The sequence below is a fragment of the Burkholderia sp. GbtcB21 genome (genome assembly GCF_019091065.1).
Classification (GTDB): Bacteria; Pseudomonadota; Gammaproteobacteria; order Burkholderiales; family Burkholderiaceae; genus Burkholderia; species Burkholderia pyrrocinia_C.
The window spans coordinates 1-231 of sequence record NZ_JAGXKA010000531.1 but is presented as its reverse complement, the minus strand read 5'-3'; the positions used below and the strand labels follow the sequence as shown (position 1 = coordinate 231).

The 231-nt window shown below is 59.7% G+C and carries 1 pseudogene; it reads left to right on the top strand.

What is annotated here, in order from left to right:
* Positions 1–60: 60 nt before the first annotated feature.
* Positions 61–231: pseudogene (locus KVT39_RS37560) on the top strand (L-rhamnonate dehydratase); the annotation flags it as partial.

Sequence of the window (231 nt, the reverse complement as noted above, 5' to 3'; positions counted from 1 at the left end):
ACGGCCACGCCGTCCACCCGCCTTTCACACACGACAACATCGATTCTCGGAGACACCATCATGAAAATCAGGTCCGTGCGCGCACGCGTATCCCAGTGGAAAGGAAAGACCGTCCCGCCGCAGGGCAACTTCTGCTCGAATGCGATGGATCTGCTGTACCCGCCTCAGGAAACGATGAGCACGTTCCGCTTCCATTCGTGGACGGTCGTCGAAGTCGAGACCGACGACGGC